General features: G+C 60.9%; 14 protein-coding genes. 10 read left to right on the plus strand and 4 right to left on the minus strand.

Annotated features, from left to right (window positions below):
- Nucleotides 1-63: 63 nt before the first annotated feature.
- Together ACKLNA_RS02605 and ACKLNA_RS02610 are read left to right on the plus strand one after the other, a co-directional pair.
- Nucleotides 64-681 (plus strand): ParB-like protein, encoded by a 618-nt coding sequence (locus tag ACKLNA_RS02605; RefSeq protein ID WP_408984763.1) that lies wholly within the window; start codon nucleotides 64-66, stop codon nucleotides 679-681.
- Entirely contained in the window at nucleotides 671-2,329 is a 1,659-nt protein-coding gene (locus ACKLNA_RS02610; RefSeq protein WP_408984764.1) for a SulP family inorganic anion transporter, read from the plus strand. The genes ACKLNA_RS02605 and ACKLNA_RS02610 overlap by 11 nt, the downstream gene beginning before the upstream one ends.
- A 66-nt stretch (nucleotides 2,330-2,395) precedes the next feature.
- On the opposite strand, the gene acnB is transcribed toward ACKLNA_RS02610, so the two are convergent.
- On the minus strand, nucleotides 2,396-5,005 hold the full coding sequence (gene acnB / locus ACKLNA_RS02615) for a bifunctional aconitate hydratase 2/2-methylisocitrate dehydratase (RefSeq protein WP_134826535.1): 2,610 nt from the start codon (nucleotides 5,003-5,005) through the stop codon (nucleotides 2,396-2,398).
- Nucleotides 5,006-5,473: 468 nt separating this feature from the next.
- Between acnB and ACKLNA_RS02620 the strand changes: the two genes are divergently transcribed.
- Entirely contained in the window at nucleotides 5,474-5,944 is a 471-nt protein-coding gene (locus ACKLNA_RS02620) for a DUF1289 domain-containing protein (protein WP_085711613.1), read from the plus strand.
- A gap of 45 nt (nucleotides 5,945-5,989) precedes the next feature.
- Here the strand turns inward: ACKLNA_RS02620 and ACKLNA_RS02625 are convergent, their stop codons facing one another.
- Nucleotides 5,990-6,853: a universal stress protein gene (locus ACKLNA_RS02625; RefSeq protein ID WP_085711476.1), complete on the minus strand. Its 864-nt coding sequence runs from the start codon at nucleotides 6,851-6,853 to the stop codon at nucleotides 5,990-5,992.
- A 158-nt stretch (nucleotides 6,854-7,011) separates the two neighbouring features.
- Here ACKLNA_RS02625 and ACKLNA_RS02630 point away from each other — a divergent pair, with 158 nt between their 5' ends.
- From ACKLNA_RS02630 to ACKLNA_RS02640, 3 genes are all read left to right on the plus strand, one after another.
- Nucleotides 7,012-7,620 carry a tRNA-(ms[2]io[6]A)-hydroxylase gene (locus tag ACKLNA_RS02630; protein ID WP_408984765.1) on the plus strand — a complete coding sequence of 203 codons (609 nt, stop codon included), beginning with the start codon at nucleotides 7,012-7,014 and terminating at the stop codon, nucleotides 7,618-7,620.
- Between the two features lie 139 nt (nucleotides 7,621-7,759).
- Nucleotides 7,760-8,467, plus strand: coding sequence for a response regulator (locus tag ACKLNA_RS02635; RefSeq protein WP_085711475.1), 708 nt, complete (start codon nucleotides 7,760-7,762; stop codon nucleotides 8,465-8,467).
- Nucleotides 8,468-9,754, plus strand: coding sequence for an ATP-binding protein (locus ACKLNA_RS02640; RefSeq protein WP_119427311.1), 1,287 nt, complete (start codon nucleotides 8,468-8,470; stop codon nucleotides 9,752-9,754). It begins immediately after the preceding gene.
- A gap of 34 nt (nucleotides 9,755-9,788) precedes the next feature.
- Here the strand turns inward: ACKLNA_RS02640 and ACKLNA_RS02645 are convergent, their stop codons facing one another.
- Nucleotides 9,789-10,688, minus strand: coding sequence for a bestrophin family protein (locus ACKLNA_RS02645; RefSeq protein ID WP_408984766.1), 900 nt, complete (start codon nucleotides 10,686-10,688; stop codon nucleotides 9,789-9,791).
- A gap of 28 nt (nucleotides 10,689-10,716) precedes the next feature.
- Nucleotides 10,717-11,715: a GTP 3',8-cyclase MoaA gene (gene moaA, locus ACKLNA_RS02650; RefSeq protein ID WP_408984767.1), complete on the minus strand. Its 999-nt coding sequence runs from the start codon at nucleotides 11,713-11,715 to the stop codon at nucleotides 10,717-10,719.
- A 356-nt stretch (nucleotides 11,716-12,071) separates the two neighbouring features.
- Here moaA and ACKLNA_RS02655 point away from each other — a divergent pair, with 356 nt between their 5' ends.
- The 4 genes from ACKLNA_RS02655 to ACKLNA_RS02670 all read left to right on the plus strand — a co-directional run bounded on the left by ACKLNA_RS02655 (nucleotide 12,072) and on the right by ACKLNA_RS02670 (nucleotide 17,094).
- Nucleotides 12,072-14,396, plus strand: a complete 2,325-nt coding sequence (locus ACKLNA_RS02655) for an FdhF/YdeP family oxidoreductase (protein WP_408984768.1) — start codon at nucleotides 12,072-12,074, stop codon at nucleotides 14,394-14,396.
- A gap of 109 nt (nucleotides 14,397-14,505) precedes the next feature.
- Nucleotides 14,506-15,921, plus strand: coding sequence for a cytochrome ubiquinol oxidase subunit I (locus ACKLNA_RS02660; protein WP_408984769.1), 1,416 nt, complete (start codon nucleotides 14,506-14,508; stop codon nucleotides 15,919-15,921).
- Between the two features lie 17 nt (nucleotides 15,922-15,938).
- Nucleotides 15,939-16,955: a cytochrome d ubiquinol oxidase subunit II gene (gene cydB, locus ACKLNA_RS02665; RefSeq protein ID WP_408984770.1), complete on the plus strand. Its 1,017-nt coding sequence runs from the start codon at nucleotides 15,939-15,941 to the stop codon at nucleotides 16,953-16,955.
- Nucleotides 16,942-17,094, plus strand: coding sequence for a DUF2474 domain-containing protein (locus tag ACKLNA_RS02670; protein ID WP_074688757.1), 153 nt, complete (start codon nucleotides 16,942-16,944; stop codon nucleotides 17,092-17,094). The genes cydB and ACKLNA_RS02670 overlap by 14 nt, the downstream gene beginning before the upstream one ends.
- Nucleotides 17,095-17,198 lie beyond the last annotated feature (104 nt).

Consider the following 17,198-nt stretch of genomic DNA (forward strand, 5'->3'; position numbering starts at 1 on the left):
AGGGCACACATCTCCAGACATTAACGGCTACGCTTGAAAGGCACTTTTCCCCGGAGATGCCTCATGCCCCGTGCACGACCCCAATTGATCAGCGCCAAACTGGAAAAACTCCATCCCACCCAGCTCACGGTCGGCCTCGCCGAAGTCGCCGACAAGCGCCAGGAATGGAAAAAGCTCAAACGCAAGGAGCGGGCGGCTGCGCTGGACAATCACTGGTTCCCCAGTGTGCTCGGGCCTGAAGGTGTCTATTACATCGTCGATCACCATCACTTTGGTCTGGCGCTGATCGAAGAAGAGGTCAAGAAGGCTTCCTTGCTGGTGCTCAAGGATCTTTCGTTTGTCGACACGGTGACCTTCTGGAACGTGATGAACTTCAACCAGTGGGCGCACCCCTACGACGGTCGCGGTGTCCGGCGCACCTTTGAATCCATTCCCAAGTCCATCGCCGATCTGCAGGATGACCCTTACCGCAGCCTCGCCGGACGCCTGCGCCGGGCCGGTGGCTACGCCAAGGATGCGACGCCCTACAGCGAGTTTCTCTGGGCGGATTTCTTTCGCAGCCGCATCGCCAGTGATCAGATCAGTGACCTCAGTCCCAAATTGCAGACTAAAGCCATGAATCTGGCCCGCAGTCAGGAAGCTCGGTATCTGCCAGGGTGGGTGGGTCCGATTGTCAACTGAACCTCTGAGTGCCGCTTCCCGACCCGAAGTGCAAAGTCGTAGCCAGGACCTGCTGGCCGGGCTGTCGATTGCCGGTCTGTTACTGCCCGAGGCCGTGGCGTATTCCAGCATTGCCGCGTTGCCCCCCCAGGCCGGTGTGATTGCGTTGTTCGCCGGGCTGCTGTGCTACGCGTTGATGGGCACCAGCCGCTTTGCCGTGGTCTCGGCCACGTCGTCCTCGGCGGCGGTGCTGGCGGCGGCGACCGCGTCACTGGCCGGCGGTGATCCGGCATTGCGCCTGAGCCTGGCGGTCGGGCTGGTAATGATGACCGGGGTGCTGTTTCTGCTGGCGGGGTTGTTCAAGCTTGGCAGCGTGACATCCTTCATCGCCAAACCGGTGTTGCGTGGCTTTGCACTGGGATTGGCGGTAACGATCATCCTCAAGCAGGTGGCGAGCGTCGTCGATGTCCACCTGACTGAGAGCAACCTGGTTCGCTTCCTGCCGCAGTTGATCGAGCAGTGGCCAAAATGGAATCTGGCAGGTGCCGGCGTCGCGCTGGTGGCGTTGCTGGTGCTGATGGCCTGTGCCCGCTTTCGTCGGGTACCGGGCGGCTTGATTGTTGTCGCATTGGGCATCGCCGCCAGTCAGTGGCTGAATCTGCCGGCCCACGGGGTGAAGCTGATCGGAGTCATCGACCTGGCGCTGGAGACGCCACAGTTGCCGAACATGCCGTTTGCCGACTGGCTGCGGCTCGGCGAGTTGGCGTTTGCCATGGTGATGATTCTGTATGCCGAGTCCTATGGCTCGATCAGCTCGTTTGCCCTGAAACATGGCGATCGGGTGTCCTCGAACCGCGACCTGCTGGCCCTTGGCGCGTCCAATCTGTTGTCGGGGCTGTTTCACGGCATGCCCGCCGGGGCCGGGTATTCGGCAACGTCGGCCAATGAGGCGGCGGGGGCGACATCGCGGTTGGCGGGAGTTGTCGCAGCGGCAGTGGTGTTGCTGATCGTGTTGACCGTGCTGCCGTACATCGCCCTGACCCCGGAACCGGTGCTGGCCGCGATTGTGATTCACGCCTTGGGACGGGCGCTGAGCCTGCAACCGCTGGGCCGCTACTTCATCTGGCGGCGTGACCGCTTGTTGGTGATTTGCGCGGTGGCGGCGGTGCTGGTGCTGGGCGTGCTCGACGGTTTGTTGCTGGCAGTAGCGATCAGCGTGGTGCTGATGCTCAAGCAGATGTCCTCGGCGGATATTCAGGTGCTGGGACAAATGGGCGGCGGTCACGATTACGTCGACGTGCAGCGTCATCCGGATGCACGGGAAATCCCCGGCGTGCTGATTGTCCGGCCAAGCGAGGCACTGTTTTTCGCTAACGTGGAACGGATTCTCGGCGGCGCGCTGCGGCTGGCTCGGCATGCGCCGGCGGCGGTGCACACGATCATTCTGAGTCTGGAAGAATCGCCGGACCTGGACGGCACCAGCATCGAAGCGTTGGAAGCGTTCTTCCTGCAGGTGCGGGCCGAAGACAAACTGTTGATTCTGGCCCGTCTCAAACATGAGGCGCAGACCGTGCTGGCGCAATTGCCGGCGCTGGAACGCGAGCAGGTGCTGTTGAGCGGCTTGAGTGTGGACGAGGCGGTTCAGCAGGCACTCAAGCTGAATGCATGAGTTTTCACAGGCATAAAAAACGCCGCTCATCTCACGATGGGCGGCGTTTTTCATTGCGTTGCAGCGTTAGGCTTGAACGACCGGAATCTTGGCGTTCGCAGCAGCTTCACGGAACTCGGCAATCTGGTCGAAGGACAGGTAGCGGTAAACATCGGCCGCCATGCTGTCGATCTTGCCAGCGTATTCCATGTACTCCTCGACGGTCGGCAGGCGACCCAGGATCGAAGCAACGGACGCAAGCTCAGCCGAAGCCAGGTAGACGTTCGCGCCGTCGCCCAGACGGTTCGGGAAGTTACGGGTCGACGTCGACACTACGGTGCTGTTCGGCTCGACGCGTGCCTGGTTACCCATGCACAGCGAGCAGCCTGGCATTTCCATGCGGGCGCCGGCCTTGCCGTAGATGCCGTAGTAGCCTTCTTCGGTCAGTTGGTGAGCGTCCATCTTGGTCGGCGGCGACAGCCACAGACGGGTTGGCAGCTGACCCTTGACCTGATCCAGCAGTTTACCGGCAGCGCGGAAGTGACCGATGTTGGTCATGCACGAACCGATGAACACTTCGTCGATCTTCTCGCCAGCAACGCTGGACAGCAGACGGGCGTCGTCCGGGTCGTTCGGCGCGCACAGTACAGGCTCGCTGATGTCGGCCAGATCGATTTCGATGACTTCGGCGTATTCGGCGTCGGCATCGGCTTCCATCAGCTCAGGGTTGGCGATCCAGGCTTCCATCGCTTGAGCACGACGCTCCAGGGTACGCGCATCGCCGTAGCCTTCGCCGATCATCCAGCGCAGCAGGGTGATGTTGGACTGCAGGTACTCGGTGATCGACTCTTTCGACAGCTTGATGGTGCAACCGGCAGCCGAACGTTCGGCCGAGGCGTCGGACAGTTCGAACGCCTGTTCCAGGGTCAGACCTTCCAGGCCTTCGATTTCCAGGATGCGGCCGGAGAAGGCATTTTTCTTGCCTTTCTTCTCGACGGTCAGCAGACCGTTCTGGATGGCGAAGTAAGGAATGGCATGAACCAGGTCACGCAGGGTGATGCCAGGTTTCATCTTGCCTTTGAAGCGCACCAGGATCGATTCCGGCATGTCCAGCGGCATGACGCCGGTGGCTGCGGCGAACGCGACCAGACCGGAACCGGCCGGGAACGAGATGCCCATCGGGAAACGGGTGTGCGAGTCACCACCGGTACCCACGGTGTCCGGCAGCAGCATGCGGTTCAGCCACGAGTGGATGATGCCGTCGCCCGGACGCAGGGAAACGCCGCCGCGGGTCATGATGAAGTCAGGCAGGGTGTGGTGGGTGGTCACGTCGATCGGCTTTGGATACGCCGCGGTGTGGCAGAAGGACTGCATCACCAGATCAGCGGAGAAGCCCAGGCACGCCAGGTCTTTCAGTTCGTCACGGGTCATTGGACCGGTGGTGTCCTGAGAACCTACGGTGGTCATCTTCGGTTCGCAGTAGGTGCCAGGACGGATGCCTTTGCCTTCTGCCAGACCGCAGGCCTTGCCGACCATTTTCTGCGCCAGGGTGTAACCCTTGGTGCTTTCGGCCGGTGCTTCAGGTTTCTTGAACAGGTCGAACGCAGGCAGACCCAGTTCGGCGCGAGCCTTCTCGGTCAGGCCACGGCCGATGATCAGCGGGATACGGCCGCCGGCGCGGACTTCGTCCAGCAGGACCGGGGTCTTCATTTCGAAGGTGGTGATGACTTCGTCGGTACCGTGCTTGCAGACTTTGCCGGCGTGCGGGTACAGGTCGATCACGTCGCCCATGTTCATGTTCGATACGTCGAACTCGATAGGCAGTGCGCCGGCATCTTCCATGGTGTTGTAGAAGATCGGAGCGATCTTGCTGCCGAAGCAGAAGCCGCCGCCGCGCTTGTTCGGCACGTAAGGGATGTCGTCACCGAAGAACCAAAGGACCGAGTTGGTCGCGGATTTACGCGAGGAACCGGTACCGACCACGTCACCGACGTAGGCGATCGGGAAGCCTTCGCCGCGCATGGTTTCGATCTGCTTCATCGGGCCGGTCTTGCCTTGCTCGTCAGGAACGATGCCGTCACGGGCCATTTTCAGCATGGCCAGGGCGTGCAGCGGGATGTCGGGACGCGACCAGGCGTCTGGAGCAGGGGACAGGTCGTCGGTGTTGGTTTCGCCGGTCACCTTGAAGACGCGCAGGCTGATCTTGTCGGCCAGCACAGGGCGCTTCTTGAACCACTCGCCGTCAGCCCAGGATTGCAGCACGGCCTTGGCGTGAACGTTGCCGTTCTTGGCTTTTTCAGCCACGTCGTGGAAGGCATCGAACATCAGCAGGGTGTGCTTGAGTTCTTCGGCGGCCACTGGCGCCAGCTCGGCGTTGTCCAGCAGTTCGACCAGGGTCACGATGTTGTAGCCGCCCTGCATGGTGCCGAGCAGTTCTACAGCGCGTTTCTTGTCCAGCAGAGGGGAGGAGACTTCGCCCTTGGCCAGTGCGGAGAGGAAACCGGCCTTGACGTAGGCGGCTTCGTCCACTCCTGGTGGTACGCGATTGGTGATCAGGTCAACGAGGAAAGCTTCTTCGCCAGCCGGAGGATTCTTCAGCAGCTCGACCAGGCCTGCAGTTTGTTCGGCGTTAAGCGGCTGGGGAACGATACCCAGTGCTGCACGCTCTTCGATATGTTTGCGGTAGGCTTCAAGCACAGTTATTACCCTCATCAGTGGTCCCAAATGGGTGTCCGGGACGCTCATCCCGAAATTGCCGTACTCATGCTCCTCACGACGTTGTGGGTCGTTCGGCCAGAATTACCGGCAATTCCTTACAGAAGCTGCTTTCAAAGTTTTACGCCTGCAGAACGGGGAGCTGATGAGGGTTGGCGTATGGCTTTTCCCCGCTGGAAAAACCTTACGCCAACACCGCTCTGAAGGAACGACTGTGCTCGTGACGCTTTGAAAACAGCTTCTAACGGACATTGGCGCCTAAAAAGGCTGGCTGATTCTACGGCAAAAAAAATTTAAAGGTAAGTCGGGCTCTATTGGACTTTGGTGGCGTTGTGCACGGGTGGCGCAAACCTTGATCCAGCGCTTGCCCCTTACGTTTGAGGGGTGATGAATGCCGGACAAAGGGCTAACATGCCGGCCTGTTCCGCGTTTCAAGTGTTCTGCCCATTTATGCCCAATCAGACCATCAAGACCCCCTGCGTCGGCCTCTGCTCCACTGTTTACGGTGATCTGGTGTGCCGTGGCTGCAAGCGTTTCCACCACGAAGTGATCCACTGGAACGGTTACAACGAGGAGGAAAAGCGCGCGGTGTGGCTGCGTCTTGAGCAATTGCTGTCACAAGTGATGGCGAGCAAGGTCGAGGTCTTCGATCCGGCGCGCCTGCGCCAGCAGCTGGAACAGCGCAAGATCCGCTTCGTGCCGCATCAGTCGGAATATTGCTGGGCGTATCAGCTGATCGCCCGGGGCGCGCGGGTGATCATTAATCTGGAAGCCTACGGGATGGTGCTGCTGCCGGAGTTTCGCGACTGGAACCTGCCGGAACTGCGCGATGCCATTGATCGGGAATTTTTCCTGCTGTCGGAAGCGCACTATCAGCGCTACATCGCGCCCGGTTTTCTGAAGGATGCACTGGGCGAGTAAGCGTTACCTGTGGCGAGTGTCCTCGCCACAGGATGACAACAATGCTTAATGCTTCACCGCCAACTCCACCAAATGGTCTTCAACCTCCTGCGGCTTGAGCACCAGCACATCACTCTCCAGCGCATCCAGCACCACTTCGGCGGTATTGCCGATCAACGCCCCTGACAACCCGGTACGCGCCACGGTACCGATCACCGTCACCGCCGCCTGCAGCTTGTGCGCCATGAACGGAATCAGCACGTCCGCCGGGCCTTCCTCGACATGCAGATGCTCGTCGTCGACATCGAATTCAGCCTGGAACGCCCGGCATTGCTCGCGATAGCGCGCCTCGATGGTTTCCTTGAGCTGGAAGGTCGGGTCGGCGGCCGAAAGCATCGGTGACGGATGGGCGGTAATGACGTGCAGATGCCCTTTGGCCAGGCTCGCGATGTCATAGCCGTGATCGATGATGGTGGTGTGCAGGTGGCGGTGTTCGCCATCGGCGTTACCCACATCGACCGCGGCCAGAATCACCCGGTCTTTCCAGGAGGCCGAGGTTTTCACCAGCAGCACCGGGGTCGGGCAGTGGCGCAGCAGTTTCCAGTCCGCCGGGGTCAGCAGGGCTTTTTTCAGCGAACTGTCGGGGAAGTGCTGCTTGATCACCAGACCGCAGCCTTCGGCCTGCTGCACGTCGATGATGGTTTCGTGCAGGCTCTCGTTCCACGCCTGTTCGGTGGTGACGCTGTAGCCGTCCGCCAGCAGCGCGGCCTTGAGCACGCTGAGCATGCCGGCGTGATCGTGCTTCTTGTCGCAGACCAGCAGGTGCAGATGGGCCTGGGTCACCCCGGCGATCAGCTTGGCGCGCTTGAGCGCCAGGCTTTCCGCGTGTTCGGGTTCGATGACCACCAGAATGCTGCGAATGGCTTGCATGAGTGAGTCTCCAGCAATGAAAAGGCACGGCGTTGCACAACTATAGTTGCTGCTGATGCGCCTGCGACTTGATGCATATCAAGGGCTGGCGCTGGTGGTCTGCGGGCAGGCCGGTATAATCGGCGCCCTTCGCTCGAACACCTTTGACCGTGAGCCCCATGATCCTTCCCGAAATCCACGAATTCCTTGGCTGCCGCACGCCAGACGCCTGGGTCCAGGCCGCGCTGGCCGATCAGGAAACCCTGCTGATCGACCACAAGAACTGCGAGTTCAAGGCTGCCAGCACCGCGTTGAGCCTGATCGCCAAGTACCATTCCCATGTCGATCTGATCAATATGATGTCGCGCCTGGCCCGGGAAGAACTGGTGCACCACGAACAGGTCATGCGCATCATGAAGCGGCGCAAGATCGAATTGCGCCAGCTCCATGCCGGCCGTTATGCCTCGAGCCTGCGCAAAGTGGTCCGTAGCCACGAGCCGGTGAAACTGGTCGACACCCTGGTGGTCGGCGCCTTCATCGAAGCCCGCAGTTGCGAGCGTTTCGAAGCACTGGTGCCGCATCTGGACGAAGAACTCGGCAAGTTCTACTTCGGCCTGCTGAAAAGCGAGGCCCGGCATTTCCAGGGTTACCTGAAACTGGCCTACCAGTACGGCGACGCCAGGGACATCGCTCAAGTGATCGAGAAAGTCCGCGCCGCCGAGCAGGAGCTGATCGAGTCCCCGGACGAGGAATTCCGTTTCCACAGCGGCGTACCCGTTGCGGCATGAATTGTTAAAAACTCTTAAGAGCATGAAACATCAACGAAAACCGGCCCAAGTGGCCGGTTTTTGCTGCCCGCGATAATCGTCTTGCCTGCGAATGCCGCCATAATGTCGCCCACTTCACTGAGGGTTGGCGACGGTCGTTATGGATAACCTGGGTTTTGGCAGAGTCCTGCTGGTGGAAGACGATGAGCGGCTGGCCGCGCTGATCGCCCACTTTCTCGAACAACACGGCTACGAGGTGCGCACGGTGCATCGCGGCGATCTGGCCGTGGCCGCGTTTCTTGAATTCAAGCCCAAAGTCGTGGTGCTCGACCTGATGCTGCCGGGGCAGAGCGGCCTGCACGTGTGCCGGGAAATCCGCAGCGTGTCGGACACGCCGATCGTCATTCTGACCGCCAAGGAAGATGACCTCGACCACATTCTGGGTCTGGAGTCCGGGGCCGACGATTACGTGATCAAACCGATCAAGCCGCCGGTGCTGCTCGCGCGTCTGCGTGCGCTGCAACGCCGGCAAGTGCCGGACAGCGGCGTGGTCAGCTCCCTGGAATTCGGCCAGTTGCACATCGACCGCAGCTGCCGCGAAGTGCGTCTGGCTGGTGAACTGATCGAGCTGACCACCATGGAGTTCGAATTGCTGTGGTTGCTGGCCAGTGCCGCCGGCAACATCCTGTCGCGCGATGACATCCTCAACCGTATGCGTGGCATCGCCTTCGACGGCCTCAACCGCAGCGTCGACGTGTACATCAGCAAATTGCGCAACAAACTCAAGGACAACCCCCGCGAGCCGGTGTGCATCAAGACCGTGTGGGGCAAGGGCTATCTGTTCAATCCGTTTGCGTGGGAGTTGTAGATGCTGCGGTTATTTCTCGGGCTGTTTCTGGTCATGACCGTCGGGCTGGTGGCGGCGCTGCAAACCGTCGAACACACCTTCAACGCGCTGCTCGACAACCAGATGCAGGCCTACAACCGCGAGGCGGTGCGTGGCCAGGCCTGGTCGCTGATCGAGCACATGCGCGACCAGAAAGGCGCGGCGCGCGAAGCGCAGCTGGACGCGCTGCGCCCGCACTACGGGCTGACGCTGAGTCTGGTCGAGGCCGATCAACTGAAGCTCAGCGATGAGGAAAAAGCCGAACTGGCCCAGGGCCTGCTGGTGATTCGCCACGACTACACCCAGTTCATCAGCAACATCGACGGCGGTTCGCAACTGCTCAGCATCAAGCTGCCGCCGGAGCCGAGCCTGATGCCGTTCTACATCTCGGCGGCTTACATGATGCTGGCCGTGCTGCTCGGGATCGTCCTGTACTTCTGGGTGCGCCCGCACTGGCGTGATTTGGAAAAACTGCGACTGGCCGCCGAGCGATTCGGTGACAACGACCTCTCCGCGCGTATCCAGCTTTCAAAACGCTCGAACATCCGCGACCTGGCCGAACACTTCAACCTGATGGCGGCGCGCATCGAGGGCCTGATCGCCAATCAGCGTGAACTGACCAACGCCGTGTCCCACGAACTGCGCACGCCGATAGCCCGGCTGTCGTTCGAACTCGACCAGCTCAAGCAACAACCGGACGCCAGCCAGAACCGCGAACTGATTGCCGACATGTACGCCGACCTTGGCGAGCTGGAAGAAATGGTCTCCGAGCTTCTGACCTATGCCAGCCTCGAGCGCGGTGCGACGGTGATCACCCGGGAGAATATTCAGGCCGCCAACTGGCTCGACAGTGTGGTCGGGAGCGTGGCGCTGGAGGCCGAGGCCGCCGGCGTGCAACTGCTGATTGGCGAGTGTCGGGTCGAAGAGGTGCGGATCGAGCCGCGTTTTATGGCGCGGGCGGTGATCAATCTGCTGCGCAACGCCATTCGCTATGCCGAGCAACGGGTCGAGGTGTCGCTGGTGCGCATCGGCGATCAATACGAAGTGCAGGTCAACGACGACGGTCCGGGTGTGCCGCTGGCCGGCCGGGAGAAGATTTTCGAACCGTTCTCGCGCCTGGACGCCAGCCGCGACCGCCGCACCGGTGGTTTCGGACTCGGGCTGGCATTGGTACGACGGGTATCGCAATCCCATGGTGGCCGGGTCGAGGTTGGCGATTCACCGTGGGGCGGGGCGTCGTTTCGCATGACCTGGGCGCATCTGGATTGATGGAGTTTCCTCCCCTGAAGGGGAAGGTATTCGATTAACTGAGCACGTAGTCCACCGGTTTCAGCGCCGGCGGCAACGGCTCGGTGCCCAGCTCCGAGAGAATATCCCGCTCGATACCCCGCACCAGCGCATCGGTCGGCAAGTCATTTTCATCACGCCCGAACGGATCTTCCAGCTCATCGGCAATCGCATCCAGCCCGAAGAAGGTGTAGCTGACAATCGCCGTAAACAGCGGCGTCAACCAGCCCAGCGGTTCGGCCATGGCGAACGGCAGCAGGATGCAGAACAGGTAGATCGTGCGGTGCAGCAGCAGGGTGTAAGGGAAGGGCAGCGGGGTGTTCTTGATCCGCTCGCACACCGCCTGCGCTTGGGTCAGGCTGGTCAGGTGATTGGCCAGCAGCATGTAGCGCCATTCGCTGAGATCGCCCGCTTCATGCAGATCGGAACATTGCTGGCCGACGGTTTGCAGGATGCGCCCGCTGTAGTCCGGCACCTGTGCGTCGTGTTGCGGGGTGATCCATTCGGCGCTGGCGGCGGCTTCATCTTCCCGGCGCAACCGTGCGTTCAGGGCATGAGCAAAGCCGCCGAGATTCAGCAGCAATAGCCGACGCTGCGCCGATTCGCGGATGACATGGGTTTCGCGAATCACCGAACGCACATGCACGATCACTTCACCCCAGGCCTTGCGCGCCTCGTACCAGCGGTCGTAGCAGGCGTTGTTGCGAAAATTCATGAAGATCGACAGCGACAGGCCAAGCAGGGTGAACGGTGTGGCGTTGACCTTGGTGAAGTTGCTCGGGTGGAGGATTTCCACCAGCACGATGGCCGACGCCAGCAACGTGACCATCAGGGTGCGCAGGGCGATGCGTTTGGCAATCGAACCCTTGAGGGTGAACAGGATGGCGAACTGGTTGACCTTGGGTCGGATGATCATGCTGTTTTTGCCTTGAAAATGTGGCGGCTCAGCCGCCGGTCATGTTCATGAAACGCACCACTTGCACGTCGTCGTTCACTTCAAAGTTGTGCCGGTAGGGCTTGAGCTTCATCGCTTCGATGATCGCTTTCTCCAGCCGCTCCGGTTGACCCGGATGGGCCCGCAGCACCGCTTTCAAGTCCACCGAATGCTCGTTCCCCAGACACAGTAGCAAACGCCCCTCGACCGTCAGCCGCACCCGGTTGCAGGTGCCGCAAAAGTTATGGCTGTGGGGCGAAATGAACCCCAGCCGAATGTGCGGCGCTTCTGCCAGCCGCCAGTAGCGCGACGGGCCCTGGGTCGATTCGGCGGAATCGATCAGGGTGTAACGCTCGGCGATCCGCTCACGCACCTGGGCACTGGAGAAGAACGACTCGGCGCGGCTGTGTTCGCTGATGATGCCCAGCGGCATTTCCTCGATGAAGGACATGTCCAGATCGCGCTCGATGGCGAACTGCACCAGATCGTTGATCTCGTGATCGTTGCGGCCCTGCATCACCACGCAGTTGAGTTTAGTGCGGGTAAATCCGGCCTCGCGGGCGGCATCGATGCCGTTGATCACTTGTGCCAGGTCGCCGGTGCGGGTCATCTGCCTGAAGCGTTCGGCATCGAGGCTGTCGAGGCTGACGTTGAGGCGCTTGACCCCGGCGTCGAACAGCGGGCCGGCGAGTTTGCCGAGCTGTGAGCCGTTGGTGGTCAGGCACAGTTCGCGCAGGCCGGGCAGGGCGGCGATCTGCTTGCACAACCCGACGACGCCGGGACGAATCAGCGGCTCGCCGCCAGTCAGGCGAATCTTGCGGGTGCCCAGCGCGACAAAGCTCTGCGCCAGTTGATAGATCTCCTCCAGCGTCAGCACCCGTTGGCGGGGCAGGAACTGCATGTCTTCGGCCATGCAATAGACGCAGCGGAAGTCGCAACGGTCGGTGACCGACATGCGCAGGTAGTCGACGCGGCGGTTGTATCCATCGATCAAGACGCGCTCTGACATGACAGCCTCGCTTGGGTGAAATCCGCTATTGAAGGGATTGGGTCGGCGCAGGTTATGAGCAACTTCGAACAGCGTCCAATCACTATTAATGACCGGCCGATTGATGCTGTCGATGATGAAATAATTATTTCGGTTTTTACGCTTCTTAGTTTTGCAAGTGCCCGGATTTAAAGGATTTAAGTCCGTGATAGATGCTTTCGATAACGCAGTCATTAATAGCGATTAGACAAGTTTTTGCAGCGGTTCATATCCTTGGCCCCGTCAAACGAAACGACCGCTTTTGAACTTGAAAGTCAGTCGTCGCTGTTTAAACCCGATCAGGTTTTTGCCTGTGTGCATCGTCATGGAGAAGTCCCATGTCACAAGTCGACCGTTACAAACCCTACAAGGGCGCCGCTGCGGGTTGGGGCGCTGTGATCAGCCTCACCAAAAACTGGCTGGGCAGTGAAAACGCCCTGAAAAACATCCGCGCCATGCTCAAGACCAACCAGAACGGCGGCTTCGACTGCCCCGGTTGTGCCTGGGGTGAAGCACCTGGCGCAAGCATGCTGAAGTTCTGCGAGAACGGCGCCAAAGCGGTGAACTGGGAAGCCACCGGCCGCCTGGTCGACCCGGCATTCTTCAACAAGTACACGGTGTCGACGCTGGCCGAGCAAAGCGATTACTGGCTCGAATATCAGGGCCGGATCACCCATCCGATGCGCTACGACGCGCGGGTCGACCGTTATGTCGAAACCACTTGGGACGAAGCCTTCGCACTGATCGCCAAGCACCTCAAAGGTCTGAAATCGCCCCACGAGGCCGAGTTCTACACCTCGGGCCGTGCCAGCAACGAAGCGGCGTTTCTCTATCAGTTGTTCGTCCGCGCCTACGGCACCAACAACTTCCCGGACTGCTCGAACATGTGCCACGAAGCCAGTGCGGTGAGCATGGGTGAAAGCCTCGGTGTTGGCAAAGGCACGGTGGTCTATGAAGACCTGCACCACGCCGACGCGATTTTCGTCATCGGCCAGAACCCCGGCACCAACCATCCGCGCATGCTCGAACCGCTGCGCGAAGCGGTGAAGCGCGGCGCGCAGGTGGTGTGCATCAACCCGCTGAAGGAACGTGGGCTGGAGCGTTTCCAGAACCCGCAAAACCCGATCGAGATGCTCAGCAACGGCTGGGAAGCGACCAACACTGCGTACTTCCGCCCAGCCTTGGGCGGTGATATGGCGATGATTCGCGGCATGGCCAAATTCCTGCTGGAGTGGGAGCGTGAAGCCCAGGCCACCGGCGGCGAGCCGGTGTTCGATCACGCCTTCATTGCCGAGCACACCTCGGGTCTCGACAGCTACCTCGCCGAGGTCGATGCCACGAGCTGGGAGCACATTGTCGAACAGTCCGGCGTGCCGCTGCATGACATCGAACTGGCCGCGCGCATGTATGCCCGCGCCAAGAGCGTGATCATGTGCTGGGCCATGGGCCTGACCCAACACGTGCACTCGGTGCCGACCCTACAGGAAGTCATCAACCTGCAATTGCTGCGCGGCAACGTTGGCCGTCCGGGGGCCGGGCTGTCGCCGGTGCGCGGTCACAGTAACGTGCAGGGTGACCGCACCATGGGCATCAACGAACTGGCGCCGAAAGCGCTGATGGACGCCCTGGAAAAACGCTTCAACTTCAAGGTCCCGCGCATGCATGGCCACAACACGGTGATGGCGATTGGGGCCATGGAACGTGGAGAAGCCAAGGTGTTTATCGGTCTGGGTGGCAACTTCGCTCAAGCCACGCCGGACACCCCGCGCACCCACGCGGCGATGCGCAAACTCGACCTGAGCGTGCACATCTCGACCAAGCTCAACCGCAGCCATCTGGTGACCGGGCGTGACGCGTTGATCCTGCCGTGCCTCGGTCGTACCGACATCGACGTGCAGGCCGAAGGCCCGCAAGGCGTGACGGTGGAAGACACCTTCAGCATGGTGCACTTGTCGTTCGGCCAGCTGAAGCCGAAATCGGCGCACCTGAAATCCGAGCCGGCGATCATTGCCGGGATCGCCGCTGCAACCCTGGGCAAGCACCCGATCGACTGGGAATGGGCGGTGGGCGACTACGGGCGCATCCGCAACCTGATCGCCGACGTGATTCCGGGCTTCGAGAATTTCAACGAGAAGCTGCTGATCCCCGGCGGGTTCCACCTCGGTAACGACGCCTCCGACCGTGTCTGGAACACCGAATCCGGCAAGGCTCAGTTCACCCCGTGCGTGCTGCCCGAGCATTTGATCAGCGAAGGTGTACGCAACCTGCCGGTCAAGCCGCATCTGATCCTGCAGACCATGCGCTCCCACGATCAGTACAACACTACGCTGTACGGCCTCGACGACCGTTATCGCGGGGTCTACGGCATGCGCGACGTGGTGTTCGCCAACGAACAGGACATCCGCCGGCTCGGTTTCGAACCGGGGCAGAAGGTCGATCTGGTAGCGCTGTGGGGCGACGAGCGCGAGCGTCGGGTCAGCGGTTTCACCCTGATCGCCTACGACATTCCAGCGGGGCAGGCTGCCGCGTACTACCCGGAGACCAATCCGCTGGTGCCGCTGGAAAGTTACGGTGATCGCACCTACACGCCGACCTCCAAGTTCGTGGCGATCCGCCTCGAAGCAGCCGAGGCGAGCAACCTGATCCCGTCGTCGGTGGCGTAACCGACCCACGCGATCCAACCCTTCTGCAATTTGACTGGCTGCAGGCGTTCGCGCCTGGCGGTGGCCCGGCCGTGTGCTGCCGCTTTTCAGCCTTGATGAGGACATCATCATGTTCAACCTGGAGGCACTGGACCTGGCGCGAATTCAATTCGCGTTCACGGTTTCGTTCCACATCATTTTCCCGGCGATCACCATTGGTCTCGCGAGTTTCCTGGCGGTGCTCGAAGGCCTGTGGCTGAAAACCCGTAACGACACTTACCGCGATCTCTACCATTTCTGGTCGAAGATCTTCGCCGTCAACTTCGGCATGGGGGTTGTGTCGGGCCTGGTCATGGCGTACCAGTTCGGCACCAACTGGAGCGGATTTTCCGACTTCGCCGGCAGCATCACCGGGCCGTTGCTGACCTATGAAGTGCTGACCGCGTTCTTCCTTGAGGCGGGGTTCCTCGGGGTGATGCTGTTTGGCTGGAACCGCGTGGGCCGTGGCTTGCACTTCTTCGCCACGGTGATGGTCGCCATCGGCACGCTGATCTCGACTTTCTGGATTCTCGCGTCCAACAGCTGGATGCAGACCCCGCAGGGTTTCGAAATCGTCGACGGCCGGGTGATGCCGCTGGACTGGCTGGCGATCGTGTTCAACCCGTCGTTCCCGTTCCGTCTGGCGCACATGGCGATTGCCGCATTTGTTGCCACGGCGTTCTTTGTCGGCGCTTCGGCAGCCTGGCATTTGCTGCGCGGCAACGACACCCAACCAGTGCGCAAGATGTTTTCCATGGCGCTGTGGATGGCGCTGATCGTCGCGCCGATTCAAGCGGTGGTCGGTGACGCCCATGGCCTGAATACCCTGGAACATCAACCGGCAAAAATCGCCGCCATCGAAGGCCACTGGGAAAATGCCGACAACGGACCAACCCCGCTGGTGCTGTTCGGCATCCCGGACATGAAGGCGGAGAAGACCAAGTATGCGATCGAGATTCCGTACCTCGGCAGCCTGATCCTCACCCACAGCCTCGACAAGCAGATTCCGGCGCTCAAAAGCTTCCCGAAAGAAGACCGGCCGAACTCGACCGTTATCTTCTGGAGTTTCCGCGTGATGGCCGGGCTCGGCATGTTGATGATCCTGGTCGGTGTGCTGGGGCTGGCGTTGCGGCGCAACGGCAAGGTCTACCGTCATCGCGGCTTCCAGCGACTGGTGTTGCTGATGGGGCCAAGCGGTCTGATCGCGCTGCTGGCGGGTTGGATCACTACTGAAGTCGGGCGTCAGCCGTGGGTGGTGTACGGACTGATGCGCACCCATGACGCTGCGTCCCATCACTCGGTGGCGCAGATGAGCACCTCGCTGGCGCTGTTCGTCGTCATCTACTGCTCGGTGTTCACCGTAGGCATCGGCTACATGATGAAACTGGTGAGCAAAGGCCCGCAGCCGCACCACGAACACCCGCCCGAAGGCACCCCGTTGCAGACCCCGCGCCGCCCACTCTCGGCGGTTACCGACAACCTCGAATCCGCGACCCGGGTCCACTGATAAAGGAGCATTGAGTCATGGGTATTCAAGGTATCGATCTCTCGTTGATCTGGGGTGTGATCATTGCCTTCGGGGTGATGATGTACGTGATCATGGACGGCTTCGATCTGGGCCTCGGGATCCTGTTCCCGATGATCAGCGACGAGCAGGAACGCGACGTGATGATGAACACCGTCGCACCGGTCTGGGACGGCAACGAAACCTGGCTGGTGCTCGGCGGTGCGGCGTTGTACGGCGCGTTTCCGCTGGCTTACGGGGTGATTCTGGAGGCGCTGTATCTGCCGCTGATCTTCATGCTCTCGGGTTTGATTTTCCGTGGGGTGGCGTTCGAGTTTCGCTTCAAGGCGCCGGCGGAAAAACGTCATCTGTGGGACTGGGCGTTCATTGGCGGTTCGCTGCTGGCGACGTTCTCCCAGGGCGTGGTGATCGGCGCGTATGTGGCCGGGATCCCCGTGGTGGATCGGCAGTTTGCCGGTGGCGGTCTCGACTGGCTGGCGCCGTTCCCGCTGGTCTGCGGCGTCGGTCTGGTGGTCGCTTACGCCTTGCTGGGCAGCTCCTGGCTGCTGGTGAAAACCGAAGGCATGCTCGAGTCGCGGATGCGTCACTACAGCCGTCCGCTGGCGTGGCTGTTGCTGGCGATGGTGGTGGTGATCGGCGCGTGGACGCTGCAACTGCATCCGGAACTGGCCAGTCGCTGGTTCAACCATGCGCACCTGACCGTGTTCGCCGGGCTGGTGGTGCTGGCGGCATTGTCGCTGTTCGGGTTGTTGCGTTCGCTGCGTCGGCGACACACCCACTGGCCGTTCGTGTTCACCCTGGTGCTGATGTTCCTCGGTTACATCGGGCTGGCGCTGAGCATCTGGCCGAACATCATTCCGCCGTCGGTCAGCCTGTGGGCGGCGGCATCACCGGCCACCAGCCAGTTGTTCGCCCTGATCGGCGCGCTGTTCATCCTGCCGGTGATCCTGATGTACACCTTCTGGAACTACTACGTGTTCCGCGGCAAAGTGAGGATCGGCGATGGCTACCATTGAAATGCGTGAAGTGAAGAGCCGCTGGTACAAACGTCTGGGCTGGCTGCTGCTGATTTGGTCCGGCAGCGTGGTGTCGCTGGCGGTGGTGGCGAGTCTGCTGAAACTGGCGATGTATGCGGCGGGGATGAGGACTCACTGACCCATAAAAAAACCGGAGCCTTATATGGGCTCCGGTTTTTTTCCAGAATTCCGAGTTCATAGGCTAACCCTGTGGGAGCGAGCTTGCTCCCACAGTGTTCAGTG

Origin of the sequence: Pseudomonas sp. UV AK001 (assembly GCF_046097675.1) — a bacterium.
GTDB classification, from domain to species: Bacteria; Pseudomonadota; Gammaproteobacteria; order Pseudomonadales; family Pseudomonadaceae; genus Aquipseudomonas; species Aquipseudomonas kribbensis.

What these genes read in the sequence shown, in the direction of transcription:
- ACKLNA_RS02645 (WP_408984766.1), bottom strand. Translation starts at nt 10,688, where the DNA reads ATGATCATCCGACCCAAGGTCAACCAGTTCGCCATCCTGTTCACCCTC.
- ACKLNA_RS02625 (WP_085711476.1), bottom strand. Translation starts at nt 6,853, where the DNA reads ATGCAAGCCATTCGCAGCATTCTGGTGGTCATCGAACCCGAACACGCG.
- moaA (WP_408984767.1), bottom strand. Translation starts at nt 11,715, where the DNA reads ATGTCAGAGCGCGTCTTGATCGATGGATACAACCGCCGCGTCGACTAC.
- ACKLNA_RS02640 (WP_119427311.1), top strand. Translation starts at nt 8,468, where the DNA reads ATGCTGCGGTTATTTCTCGGGCTGTTTCTGGTCATGACCGTCGGGCTG.
- ACKLNA_RS02620 (WP_085711613.1), top strand. Translation starts at nt 5,474, where the DNA reads ATGCCCAATCAGACCATCAAGACCCCCTGCGTCGGCCTCTGCTCCACT.
- ACKLNA_RS02635 (WP_085711475.1), top strand. Translation starts at nt 7,760, where the DNA reads ATGGATAACCTGGGTTTTGGCAGAGTCCTGCTGGTGGAAGACGATGAG.
- ACKLNA_RS02655 (WP_408984768.1), top strand. Translation starts at nt 12,072, where the DNA reads ATGTCACAAGTCGACCGTTACAAACCCTACAAGGGCGCCGCTGCGGGT.
- ACKLNA_RS02605 (WP_408984763.1), top strand. Translation starts at nt 64, where the DNA reads ATGCCCCGTGCACGACCCCAATTGATCAGCGCCAAACTGGAAAAACTC.
- cydB (WP_408984770.1), top strand. Translation starts at nt 15,939, where the DNA reads ATGGGTATTCAAGGTATCGATCTCTCGTTGATCTGGGGTGTGATCATT.
- ACKLNA_RS02670 (WP_074688757.1), top strand. Translation starts at nt 16,942, where the DNA reads ATGGCTACCATTGAAATGCGTGAAGTGAAGAGCCGCTGGTACAAACGT.
- ACKLNA_RS02660 (WP_408984769.1), top strand. Translation starts at nt 14,506, where the DNA reads ATGTTCAACCTGGAGGCACTGGACCTGGCGCGAATTCAATTCGCGTTC.
- ACKLNA_RS02630 (WP_408984765.1), top strand. Translation starts at nt 7,012, where the DNA reads ATGATCCTTCCCGAAATCCACGAATTCCTTGGCTGCCGCACGCCAGAC.